General features: G+C 68.5%; 11 protein-coding genes. 7 read left to right on the top strand and 4 right to left on the bottom strand.

Going from position 1 to position 11959, the window contains the following annotated elements:
- Positions 1–63: 63 nt before the first annotated feature.
- The 4 genes from glnA (J2S35_RS01200) (at position 64) to J2S35_RS01215 (ending at position 3718) form a co-directional block, all read left to right on the top strand.
- A complete protein-coding gene (glnA, locus tag J2S35_RS01200; RefSeq protein ID WP_309848913.1) occupies positions 64–1488 on the top strand; it encodes a type I glutamate--ammonia ligase in 1425 nt (474 codons plus the stop codon).
- 197 nt (positions 1489–1685) lie between these two features.
- Positions 1686–1946 (top strand): hypothetical protein, encoded by a 261-nt coding sequence (locus J2S35_RS01205; RefSeq protein WP_309848916.1) that lies wholly within the window; start codon positions 1686–1688, stop codon positions 1944–1946.
- A 103-nt stretch (positions 1947–2049) separates the two neighbouring features.
- Positions 2050–2955 (top strand): ABC transporter ATP-binding protein, encoded by a 906-nt coding sequence (locus J2S35_RS01210; RefSeq protein WP_309848919.1) that lies wholly within the window; start codon positions 2050–2052, stop codon positions 2953–2955.
- A complete protein-coding gene (locus J2S35_RS01215) occupies positions 2942–3718 on the top strand; it encodes a hypothetical protein (protein ID WP_309848922.1) in 777 nt (258 codons plus the stop codon). Before J2S35_RS01210 ends, J2S35_RS01215 begins: the two co-directional genes overlap by 14 nt.
- A 12-nt stretch (positions 3719–3730) precedes the next feature.
- On the opposite strand, the gene J2S35_RS01220 is transcribed toward J2S35_RS01215, so the two are convergent.
- On the bottom strand, positions 3731–6712 hold the full coding sequence (locus J2S35_RS01220) for a bifunctional [glutamine synthetase] adenylyltransferase/[glutamine synthetase]-adenylyl-L-tyrosine phosphorylase (protein WP_309848925.1): 2982 nt from the start codon (positions 6710–6712) through the stop codon (positions 3731–3733).
- 2 nt (positions 6713–6714) lie between these two features.
- Positions 6715–8055: a type I glutamate--ammonia ligase gene (gene glnA, locus J2S35_RS01225; RefSeq protein WP_309848927.1), complete on the bottom strand. Its 1341-nt coding sequence runs from the start codon at positions 8053–8055 to the stop codon at positions 6715–6717.
- Positions 8056–8133: 78 nt separating this feature from the next.
- Here glnA (J2S35_RS01225) and panB point away from each other — a divergent pair, with 78 nt between their 5' ends.
- Positions 8134–8994, top strand: coding sequence for a 3-methyl-2-oxobutanoate hydroxymethyltransferase (gene panB, locus J2S35_RS01230; RefSeq protein WP_309848930.1), 861 nt, complete (start codon positions 8134–8136; stop codon positions 8992–8994).
- A 6-nt stretch (positions 8995–9000) separates the two neighbouring features.
- On the opposite strand, the gene J2S35_RS01235 is transcribed toward panB, so the two are convergent.
- Positions 9001–9183, bottom strand: coding sequence for an SPOR domain-containing protein (locus J2S35_RS01235; protein ID WP_309848932.1), 183 nt, complete (start codon positions 9181–9183; stop codon positions 9001–9003).
- 169 nt (positions 9184–9352) lie between these two features.
- On the opposite strand from J2S35_RS01235, the gene map reads away from it, so the two are divergent.
- Together map and ppgK are read left to right on the top strand one after the other, a co-directional pair.
- Positions 9353–10243: a type I methionyl aminopeptidase gene (gene map / locus J2S35_RS01240; RefSeq protein ID WP_309848934.1), complete on the top strand. Its 891-nt coding sequence runs from the start codon at positions 9353–9355 to the stop codon at positions 10241–10243.
- A 43-nt stretch (positions 10244–10286) separates the two neighbouring features.
- On the top strand, positions 10287–11117 hold the full coding sequence (gene ppgK / locus J2S35_RS01245; RefSeq protein ID WP_309848936.1) for a polyphosphate--glucose phosphotransferase: 831 nt from the start codon (positions 10287–10289) through the stop codon (positions 11115–11117).
- A 97-nt stretch (positions 11118–11214) separates the two neighbouring features.
- Here ppgK and J2S35_RS01250 read toward each other — a convergent pair whose 3' ends face one another.
- On the bottom strand, positions 11215–11862 hold the full coding sequence (locus J2S35_RS01250; RefSeq protein WP_309848937.1) for a TetR/AcrR family transcriptional regulator: 648 nt from the start codon (positions 11860–11862) through the stop codon (positions 11215–11217).
- Positions 11863–11959: the final 97 nt, after the last annotated feature.

Raw genomic sequence — 11959 nt, forward strand, 5'->3', positions numbered from 1 at the left:
CTGAAGACAACGGACGGGCCACGGCCCGCCCGACTACCGCGCCGCTACTCAAGGAGACTCTCCATGTTCACGTCACCCGATGAAGTTCTCGAGTACATCAAGAAGGAGGACGTGAAGTTCGTCGACATCCGCTTCACGGACCTCCCTGGCGTCCAGCAGCACTTCAACGTCCCCGCGAAGACGGTGGACAAGGACTTCTTCGTCAATGGGCAGCTCTTTGACGGATCCTCCATCGCCGGGTTCCAGGGCATCGCCGAGTCCGACATGCAGCTCATCCCCGATGTCGAGACCGCGTTCATTGACCCGTTCCGGGTGGAGCTCACGCTCGTCATGAACTTCTCCATCATCAACCCCCGCACGGGCGAGCCGTACCACCGCGACCCGCGCGGTGTCGCCGAGCGGGCCGAGCAGTACCTCGCGTCCACGGGCATCGCCGACACGGCGTTCTTCGCTCCCGAGGCCGAGTTCTTCATCTTCGACAACGTCCAGTACGAGTCCCACCCGAGCGGCTCGTTCTACAAGGTCGACTCCGAAGAGGCATGGTGGAACTCGGGCCGCGAGGAAGAGGGCGGCAACCTCGGCTACAAGACCGCGGTCAAGGGCGGCTACTTCCCCGTGGCGCCCGTCGACAAGCAGGCGGACCTCCGCGACGCGATCTGCATCGCCCTCGACGAGGCCGGCCTTGAGGTCGAGCGCTCTCACCACGAGGTCGGCGCGGCTGGCCAGGCTGAGATCAACTACAAGTTCGACACGCTGACGCACTCCGCGGACGACCTGCTCAAGTTCAAGTACCTCGTCAAGGGCGTCTCCGAGGCGTACGGCAAGTCGGCGACGTTCATGCCGAAGCCGGTCTTCGGCGACAACGGCTCGGGAATGCACTGCCACCAGTCGCTGTGGAGCAACGGCGAGCCGCTGTTCTACGACGAGAAGGGCTACGCCGGCCTGTCTGACGTCGCCCGCTGGTACATCGGCGGCCTGCTCAAGCACGCCTCTGCGGTCCTCGCATTCACGAACCCGACCGTCAACTCGTACCGCCGCCTCGTCAAGGGCTTCGAGGCACCGGTCAACATGGTGTACTCGCAGGGCAACCGCTCCGCCGGCATCCGCATCCCAATCACGGGCAGCAACCCGAAGGCCAAGCGCATCGAGTTCCGCGCGCCTGACGCCTCCGGCAACCCGTACCTCGCCTTCGCGGCCCAGCTCATGGCTGGCCTCGACGGCATCAAGAACCGGATCGAGCCGGCCGAGCCGATCGACAAGGACCTCTACGAGCTCCCGCCGGAAGAGGCCAAGGGCATCCAGGTCGCGCCCGCGTCCCTCGAGGAGGCACTGCGCGCGCTCGAGGAGGACAACGAGTTCCTCCAGGAGGGCGGCGTCTTCACGCAGGACCTCATCGACACGTGGATCGCCTACAAGCGCGAGCACGAGATCGCCCCGCTCAACCTGCGGCCGAACCCGTACGAGTTCGAGCTCTACTACGGCTGCTAACTCCCGCTGAGGCGGCCTGACCGCTCGCAACAACGCCCGCTCTCCCCTCCCGGGGAGGGCGGGCGCCGTGCGTTGCGGCGCCGCTGGACTGCCAGAGGAGGACGACGACGAGGCTGGCAGAAAGACGAATGTATTATAATACGATCCTACGCCATGCAGGGGCGGAGGAGCCGCCGACAGGATCGCGAGGAGGACCCATGAAAGACGCCCAAGAGGACCCGGTCGAGAAGGCAGGGTCGGTGTCCTTCCTCGTCTCGTCGGTCCTCGCCCTGATCGTCATAGGAACCGTAACGGACTTCCCGATCTACATCCGCTTCCCACTCGCGGCCGTCATCGGGATCCCCTTCGGCTTCGCGGGAATGGCGGTCGCGCGGCGCGTCCGGCGGAAGTACAGAGTCCGACGGCGGGGCCTACCCGTAGAACAGGGACTCGAAGACGGCCCGGGGCGCGCCGCGTAAACGCTAAGAGGGGCTGCGCTCGGCCCAGGACCGCCCCTCGAACCTCCGTCGGCCGGTCACCAGACACAGCTCAGCAGCGAACACGAAAGCACAGCGTTTCACCATGATCGTCCTCGATCGCGTCACCAAGAAGTACCGCGACACGATGTCGCTGCACGACATCAGCGCACGCATTTCCGCCGGCAGCATCACCGCCCTTCTTGGTCCGAACGGGTCCGGCAAGACCACTCTTCTCAGAGTTGTCACCGGCCTCATCGCCCCCTCGAGCGGCAGCGTCTCAATCGGCCGCAGCCGCGCGGGCGACGGTTTCCAACCACGCATCGGCGCGTTTCTCCACGCCGAATCGCTCCCCCTCGAGGCCTCTGCTCGGGCCTATTTGCGGCACATCGCCGCCATGACGCCCGCGCACTGCATGAGGGTCGAGGAGGCCCTGGAGTTCGTCGGCCTTGCCGATGTGCGCGCAAAGCGCATCCGCCAGTACTCGCTCGGCATGAAACAGCGATTGGGCATTGCCAGTGTCATCATGCGCGACCCTGAGATCCTCATTTTCGACGAGCCCTCGAATGGGCTTGACCCCGAGGGTATCGCATGGTTTCGCAATCTCCTGACAACATACTCGGCTCAGGGAAAAACCATCATTATCTCCTCGCACTTCATTGCGGGCGTCGAGCAGACGGCGGGTCACATCGTTCTGCTGAACAGAGGTCGCCTCCTCGCCAGCGAACCGATCCGGGAGTTCTGCAGCCAGGGAGCCTCGACGGGGGCCACTGTTCGCGTCCAGTCCCAACAGAAGAACGAGATCGAGTCAGTCCTCGCCAAAGCGAAGATCAGCTACATCAGCACGCCCTCGCACACGATTGTCCAAGGACTCGCCCCAGAGGACGTCGCCGCTCTCGTCTACTCCCGCGGGCTGACGCTGTCTGAGCTGACCGCACAGACGCTCTCGCTCGAGGAGTCCTTCTTTCAACGACTCAGCACCGATGAGGAGGCGCCACGTGACAAGCACTAACAGACTCACGCTCAACACGCTCGCCGAACTCCTGCGCATTCTCCGGAGGGGCGGCTCCCGGCTGCCGCTACTGCTCTCTGTCATCGTCCCAGTCGCCACCGCGGTATTGTGGGCGCTTTTCATCTCGGACACCGAGGGCGGCGACTCCTCCCTCGCAGTCACCTCCCCGATCCAGCTGGCGGGCTTTCTCGCCACATTGGGGGCGTCCTTCTCTCTGACCCTCAACTTGGCCAAGAGCGCTGAGAGCACGGCGGTCACGAGCCTGCTCGTGATTCGCGAACGGCACACGGTGTTCTGGTCCATCCTGTCAGGGCAAGCAGCTGCTGCGTCCCTGCCCATCCTTCTGGCGGGCCTGATCACGACGCCGATCGCCATGGTCGTGAATGGGACGCTTGACGATCTTCACGACGCCCTGACCGCGTTCACCGCATCCGCCGTGGCAGGGGTTCTCTTCAGCGTTCTGACACTCGCTCTCGGCATCCTGGTTCGCAAATCAGTGTGGGTGATCGTCACGCACCTGTTCCTGGTGTACATCTCCCCGCTCGCGCTGATGGCCTCGATCGTCCTCCCGCTTCCCGAGTTCCTCACCGAGCACGTGCTTGGGGCCGTCGAGAGGCTCCCGGCCGCGCTCCTGATCGTGGCCAACACGACCGGAGTGACGGAAGGATCGCACCGCCCGCTGATCGCGATGGGAGGACTGGCGGTCTGGGCCAGCGTGGCCACACTGGCCGCGTTGCGGTCCTTCAACCGCCGGGACTTCTGACGACGACGGGGCCTACCCGTAGAACAGGGACTCGAAGACGGCCCGGGCGCGCCGCGTGACGCGGAGGTACTCCTCCTCCAGCGCGTGCCCGGAACCGGCGGGGTGGCCCGTCCAGCGGGCCACGGCCTCGAGATCCACGCTCTTCGAGGGCAGCACGTCCGTGGCGCGGCCGTTGTAGATCATCGTCGCGGAGCGGATCGAGGACGCGAGCGACCATGCCGCGCGGAGCGCCCCCGCCTCGGCACTCGTCATGTGACCCGCCTCCTCCAGGGCGGCGAGGGCCGTGAGCGTGGAACTCGTGCGCAGCGCCGGGACCTCGTGGGCCCAGCGGAGCTGCCCCAGCTGGACGAGCCACTCCACGTCGCTGAGGGACCCCCGCCCGAGCTTGAGATGCCTCTCGGGGTCTGCGCCGCGGGGCAGCCGCTCCCCCTCCACGCGGGCCTTGATGCGCCGAATCTGGCTCGCCTCAGCCGCGTCCAACCCCGCCGCCGGGTACCGGTGCTTGTCAGCGATGTCCATGAACGCGCCAGCGACGTCGTCGTCCCCTGCCATGGGGCGGGCGCGCAGGAGCGCCTGGAACTCCCAGAGCTCGCCCCAGCGCTCGTAGTACTCCGCGTAGGAGTCGAGGGAGCGAACGAGGGGGCCCTGACGGCCCTCGGGACGGAGCGCGGCGTCCACGGTGAGCACAAGCTCCGCCGGGATGGCCGGCTTGACCGGCTTGGTCAGGAGGGTCTGGAGGCGGTGGACGATCCGCTCGGCCTGCTGGCCAGCCTCTCCCCCGTCCGCGCCGGGCTCCGCCCGGTAGACGTAGAGGACGTCCGCGTCCGAGCCGTACGTGATCTCACGCCCGCCCTGGCGGCCCATCGCGATGACCGCAAGCCTCATGAGGCGCTCGTTCTCCGCGAACTCCTCATTCTCCGCGATGTGGAGGATGCCGAGGACGCAGGCGCGGTCGACGTCGGACAGGCTCGCGCGAACCTCCGCCGGATCGAGAAGGCCGGAGCTGTCAGCGAGCGCGATGCGCATGATCTCGCGGCGGCGCAGGAGCCGGACGAAGCGGGCCGCCGCCTCCGGGTCCTTGTCCCGGTGGAGCTTGGAGCGGATCTCGTGCCAGAGGGCGGTGAAGTCCCGGGGCGCCAGGCTCGAGTCGTCCCCGAGCCACTGGACTGACTCGGGCGTGAACTCGAGCCAGTCCGCCACGAGGCGGGACGTGGACAGGACGCGGCAGAGGCGCTGCGCGCCCGCGTTGGAGTCTCGGAGCATCCTGAGGAACCACGGCGACTCTCCCAGGGCCTCCGACAGGCGCCGGAACGCGAGCAGGCCGCCGTCCGGGTTGACGCCCTCCGCGAACCATCCGAGCAGCACCGGCAACAGCTGCCGCTGGAGCGTGGAGCGGCGGGAGACGCCCTGCGTGAGCGCCTCGATGTGCCGCATGGCCCCATTCGGGTCCACGTATCCGAGGGCCGCCAGGCGGGCCATGGCCTCCTCGCGGGAGAGGCGGGCCTCCCCCGGGGACAGGCTCGCGGTGGAGGCGAGGATGGGACGGAAGAAGATCTGCTCGTGCAGGGCCCGGACGCGGCGCTTGACCGACACCCAGCGCTCCGAGAGGGCCGCGGCGCCCTTGAGGCCGATGGACCGGGCGAGATCCCGGCGCTCGTCCTCGGACTCCGGCATGAGGTGTGTGCGGCGCATCCGGGTGAGCTGGAGGCGGTGCTCGAGGAGGCGGAGGAAGCGGTAGCTCTCGGAGAGCGCCGCCCCGTCCTCGCGGCCCACGAAGCCGGCCTCGGTGAGCGCGCGGATCGCCGAGAGGGTGTCCCTCACGTGCAGGGACTCCTCCGTGCGGCCGTGGACCAGCTGGAGAAGCTGGACGGTGAACTCGACGTCCCGGAGCCCGCCCTCGCCGAGCTTGATCTGCCGTGGGGCCTCCTCGGCGGGGATGTTGCTCGTGACGCGGGCGCGCATGGCCTGGACGCCGGCGACGAAGCCCTCGCGCTCCGAGGAGCTGAAGACGAGTGGGCGGGTCAGGGCCTCGAACCGCTCGCCCAGCTCGGCGTCCCCGGCGAGGAAGCGGGCCTTGAGGAGCGCCTGGAACTCCCAGTTGTGAGCCCAGGTTTCGTAATAGGTTTTGTAGGAGTCCAGAGTGCGCACGAGCGCGCCGTCCTTGCCCTCGGGCCTCAGGTTCGCGTCGACCTCCCACAGGCCCGGCTCGATCCCCGGGGAATGGAGGGCCTGGGCGGCGCGGCTCGCGATGAACGTGCCCACGGTGGTCAGCCAGGCCGTGTCGCCGCCAGGCGCGTCGTCGTCCCCTGACTCCCCCACGACGTACATGACGTCAACGTCCGAGATGTAGTTGAGCTCCCGGGCGCCGCACTTGCCCATGGCGATGACGGCGAGCCGCACCTTCTCCGCGTCCGCTCCGAAGCGCTCCACGGCCTGGGCGCGGGCGACGACGAGGGCCGCCTCGAACGCCGCCGCCGCGAGATCCGCGAGGTCCGCGGCCACGTCCCCGACAATGTCCTCTGGTTTGTCCTGCTCCACATCCACGAGGGCGGCCTCGACGAGATGCCGCCGGTAGCGCGCCCTCAGCGCCGCGATGCCCGCGTTGACGCTCTCCGCACCCTCCACGGCCGCCGTCAGCGACGCTCTGAGGGCCTCCGCCCGGTCTCCGATGCTCTCCGGCAGGGACGCGAGATCCAGCGCCGCGAACTCCTCGGGGCGGCGGATGAGGAAGTCCCCGAGCGCGCTCGAGGCCCCCAGAAGCCGCACGAGCCGCGCGCCCTCAGGCCCCCCGAGACTCCGCGCGGCCTCCGGCGAGCGCTCCAGGAGCCGCACGAGCAGAGGCAGGGCCGCATCAGGCCGCGCGGACGTGCCGAGCAGCTCGACGAGCGCGTCCTCGTCCAGCCCCGCCGCCTCCAGCTCCGGGGACGCAAGCCACGTCGAGGCCCGCTCCGTGTCCTGGAAGCCCGCCGCGATGAGAGAGCGAACAGACGCCATGCCTAGAGAATCCCGAGGTTCCGCTTGAGCTCGAACGGCGTGACCTCCGCGCGGTACTCGTCCCACTCCCCCTGCTTGTGGCGCAGGAAGCTGCGGAAGACCTGCTCGCCGAGCACATCCGCCACGAACTCGCTCTCCTCCATGGTGCGGATCGCGTCGTGCAGGGAGCTCGGGAGCGGGTCGTGGCCGAGCTGGCGGCGCTCCGCGGAGGTCAGCGACCAGACGTCCTCCTCGGTGGGGTCCGGCAGCTCGTAGCCCTCCTCAATGCCCTTGAGACCCGCGGCGATGAGCACGGCGTACGCGAGGTACGGGTTGGCTGCGGAGTCCATGCCACGGTACTCGACGCGGGCGGATTGGCCCTTCGACGGCTTGTACAGCGGCACGCGGACGAGCGCGGAGCGGTTGTTGTGGCCCCACGAGAGGTAGCTCGGCGCCTCGCCGCCGCCCCAGAGGCGCTTGTAGGAGTTGACGAACTGGTTGGTCACGGCGGTGAACTCCGGGGCGTGCCGGAGCATGCCCGCGATGAACTGCTTGGCCGTGCGGGAGAGCTGGTACTCGGCGCCGGCCTCGAAGAACGCGTTGGTGTCCCCCTCGAAGAGGGAGATGTGGGTGTGCATGCCGGAGCCGGGCTGATCAGAAAACGGCTTGGGCATGAAGGTCGCGTACGCGCCCTCAAGGAGCGCCACCTCCTTGACCACCGTGCGGAACGTCATGATGTTGTCCGCGGTCTGAAGGGCGTCGGCGTAGCGGAGGTCGATCTCGTTCTGGCCCGGCCCGCCCTCGTGGTGGCTGAACTCCACCGAGATGCCGACGTTCTCCAGCATGGTCACGGCCGTGCGGCGGAAGTCCTGCGCGACGCCGCCCGGGACGTGGTCAAAGTACCCTGCGTTGTCCACGGGGACGGGGCGGCCGGAGGCGTCGAGGGAGTCCGACTTGAGAAGGTAGAACTCGATCTCCGGGTGCGTGTAGCACGTGAAGCCCATGTCGGCAGCCTTGGCGAGCGTGCGCTTGAGGACGTTGCGCGGGTCAGCCGTGGCCGGCTCGCCGTCCGGCGTGTGGATGTCGCAGAACATGCGCGAGGTGGACTCGGTCTCACCGCGCCAGGGAAGGATCTGGAACGTCGAGGGGTCAGGCTGCAGGAGCATGTCCGCCTCATAGACGCGCGCGAGCCCCTCGATCGAGGAGCCGTCGAAGCCGAGCCCCTCCGCGAACGCGCCCTCGACCTCCGCGGGCGCAAGCGCCACCGACTTGAGCGAGCCCACCACGTCCGTGAACCACAACCGCACGAACCGCACGTCCCGCTCCTCGATGGTCCGCAAGACGAACTCCTGCTGCCGGTCCATGGCACTCCTCCTTCACCCCGCGTCATGCGGGACGGTCTCGTTCCTGCATCCAGCCTAGCGGCGGCTAAGGTGGTCCGCATGACCGAGCAGAGCGCGCCGTACCCCTCCGCGTCCCCCGCCCCCTCAACGAGCCCCTCCCAGGGCGGCCGCGTGCGCACGCGCCACCTCCAGGCGTGCAAGGACGAGGGGCGGCGCTTCGCCATGCTCACGGCCTACGATCACCTCACGGCGTCCCTCTTTGAGCAGTCCGGCGTCGACGTCCTCCTCGTCGGCGACTCCGCCGCGAACACGGTCCTCGGCGAGTCCACGACCCTCCCCATGACCGTCGAGGACCTCCTCGTCTTCACCCGCGCGGTCTCGCGGGGAGCTCGCCGCGCGCTCGTCGTCGCGGACCTGCCCTTCGGCAGTTTCGAGAACTCGCCCGAGCAGGCATTCACCACGGCCGCGCGCTTCCTCAAGGAAGGCGGCGCGCACGCCGTCAAGATCGAGGGCGCCGCCCAGACCGCCCCCACGGTGCGGCACCTCTCCTCCCACGGCATCCCGGTGATCGCGCACATCGGCTTCACTCCCCAGAGTGAGCACGCGCTCGGCGGGTATCGCGTCCAGGGAAGGGCCGACGACGAGGCTGCGCGCCTCCTCGACGCCGCCCGGGCGCTCGAGGACGCCGGGGCCTTCGCCGTCCTCATGGAGATGGTCCCCGCCGCCGTCGCCGCCCGCGTGGACGAGGCCCTGCGCGTGCCGACCATCGGCATCGGTGCGGGCGCCGCGACGACCGGTCAGGTCCTCGTCTGGCAAGACGCGCTCGGCCTGACACAGGGCCGCACGCCCCGGTTCGTCAAGCAGTACGCCCGCCTCGCAGACGAGCTGCGGGCGGGCGTCGAAGCGTACGTGGACGAGGTGCTCACGGGGGCGTTCCCCACCGAGCAGCACTCGTTCTAGCGCGGGCTACCGCTCGAGCTCGTCCGCCTCGTCCTCCGCGTCCCAGCGCTCCGTGTTCGCATGGGCCTGCTCAAGGGCGTGCGCCGCGGCCTCGTAGGTGGGGTACGGGCCCATGAGGTGAGCCTTGTTGCTCCCGTCGCCCTCCTCCACGGTGTTCGTGTCCAGGTTGAACCAGTATTCAGCAGCCATGTCCGGCTCCTTTCCGCGCCTGATCTCGGGCGCTGCGAGGGGGAAATGCGCCGGCGGGGTGCAAGCCCGGCGCGGAATCGTCATCGAGCGCAAGTCTATGCACAAGCCCGGGCGTCGTCGCCCTCCGGATCCGCAGACCGCCCGCCCCAGGACACTAGACTGAGGGACTATGTCCCACAATCTCCCCGCCGCTCCTGACACCGCACCCCTCGGGGCGCTGACGCCTGGCCGGGTGGAGCCCATGCTCCCCGTGCCCGCCGCCATCACCCGCCCCGAGTACGTGGGCCGGGACACCGCCGCCGAGGGCAACGACTCCAACATGTACACGCCCGAGGAGATCGAGCGGGTCCGGGCCGCCGGCCGCGTCGCCGCCCGCGCCATGCGTGAGGCCATGGCCGCCGCCGTCCCCGGCGCCACGACCGCCGAGGTGGACCGCGTGGCCCACGAGTACATGCTGGACCACAACGCCTACCCCTCGACACTCGGGTACAAGGGCTACCCCAAATCGTGCTGCACATCCCTCAACGAGGTCATCTGCCACGGCATCCCCGACTCGACCGTGCTCGAGGAGGGGGACATCCTCAACATCGACGTCACCGCCTACCTCGACGGCATGCACGGGGACACAAACGCGATGGTCATCGTCGGCGAGACCGACGAGGAGTCCCGCCTGCTCGTCGAGCGGACCGAGACCGCCCTCAACCGCGCGATCAAGGCCGTCGCGCCGGGGCGAGAGATCAACGTCATCGGCCGCGTCATCGAGACGTACGCCCGCCGCTTCGGCTACGGCGTGGTCCGGGACTTCACCGGGCACGGCGTGGGGCGCGAGTTCCACTCGGGCCTGATCGTCCCCCACTACGACGCTGCCCCCGCGTACTCCACCGTCATGAAGCCGGGCATGATCTTCACCATCGAGCCCATGCTCACCCTGGGTACCATCGAGTGGGACATGTGGGCGGACGACTGGACGGTCGTCACCCGCGACCGCAAGCGAACCGCCCAGTTCGAGCACACCCTCGTTGTCACCGAAGACGGCGCAGACATCCTCACCCTCCCCTGAACGGCGCCCCACCGCGGGACCTCCACGAAAGCGACATCGGCTTATGAGCAAGGACACCAGCACGAAGCACCCGCGTCTCGCCATCGGCGTCGACATCGGCGGCACCGGCATGAAGGGCGGCATTGTCGACCTCAAGAAGGGCAAGCTCGTGGGCGAGCGCTTCCGGATTCCGACGCCGCAGCCGGCCACGCCTGAGGCTGTCGCCGAGGTTCTGGGCCAGATTGTGGCGGAGCTGGACTCCCGGGGCGAGGACCTCGACCCCAACACGCCCGTCGGCGTCTGCTTCCCCGCCATCATCAAGAACGGCGTGGCGCTGTCCGCCGCGAACATCGACAAGTCCTGGATCGGGACCGACGTCGACGCGCTCTTCACGAAGCAGCTGGGCCGCGAGGTCTCTGTGTTCAACGACGCTGACGCGGCGGGCGTCGCCGAGGCTGCGTACGGCGCGGGCGTCGGCGTCTCCGGCACGGTTCTCGTCATCACGCTCGGCACGGGCATCGGCTCGGCCTTCATCCACAACGGCGTCCTCGTCCCGAACGCCGAGCTCGGCCACCTGGAGATCGACGGCCACGACGCCGAGACGCAGGCCTCCGCCGCGGCGCGGGAGCGAATCGACATGCCGTTCCGCGAGTACGCCGAGACCCGCCTCCAGCGGTACTTCTCCCACGTGGAGTTCCTCTTCTCCCCTGAGCTGTTCATCGTGGGCGGCGGGATCTCGAAGCGGGCGGACGAGTTCCTCCCGTACCTGTCGCTGCGCACCCCGATCAAGCCCGCCCAGCTGAAGAACAACGCCGGCATCGTGGGCGCCGCGCTCCAGTCCAACCGGGTCTCCGATCAGGTGACGCCCGTGGAGCCGAAGTCCAAGAAGAAGTAGGACGCCCCGCTGCCGAACGCCGGCAGGTTGGATAGAACCCCATCATCTTTGACCCGATTCCTCCGCGGAGTCTGGGCTCGACGATGGCGGGGTTCGTTCATTCGTGAGGTGGTTCGGCGGCAGACGCGGGGTACGTCGCCAGCGCGCGGCGTGACGCTGCGGCGCGGCTCAAGATCATCTCGCTCTCCCGAAGGACGGCCCGCTCGGCCTCCTCGCCGGAGATGGAGCCCATGTGCAGGCTGATGGCCAGACCGTCCACGAAGCACATCAGCCGAAGCGCCTCCTCGGACGCCGTCGCCTCATCGAGTGGAGCGTCCCCCCAGAGGCGCGCGACAACGACGCTGCACAGGTGCCGAAGCCCCTCCGCGGCCGACTCCCGGACGGTCTCCAAAGCGGGCGTGCGGGACGCCTCCGCGACGAGGGTCAGATAGAGCTCCATGTCGACCCGCGTGTCGGGCGTCAGAGGGAGCACGTGTCGCAGTACAGCGAAGACGTTCTCCTGCGGCGTCCCGTCGAGGCGCTCAGCACGGATGCGTTCACCGGCCCGCTCCTTCATGAGGTCCGAGGCATATCGGAGCAGATCAGTGCGGGACGGGAAGACGTGCCGCAGACTGCCGACCGCCACCCCGGCTGCCGCTGCAACGGAGCGAACGCTCACCGCCTGGACGCCCTCCTCACGGGCCACGGCCCAGACGGCTTCCGCCAGAGTCCTGCGGCGCTCGTCGAGGTCGATGGTCCGGGGCATGTGTCCAGAATACTGCGAAAAATGGCCTCACCATGATCTAGCACAGTGTGCTAGCGTGACGTTCTAGCACGGTGTATCACTTTCTCGACGCGACCAA

The organism is Falsarthrobacter nasiphocae, assembly GCF_031456275.1.
Lineage (GTDB): Bacteria > Actinomycetota > Actinomycetes > Actinomycetales > Micrococcaceae > Falsarthrobacter > Falsarthrobacter nasiphocae.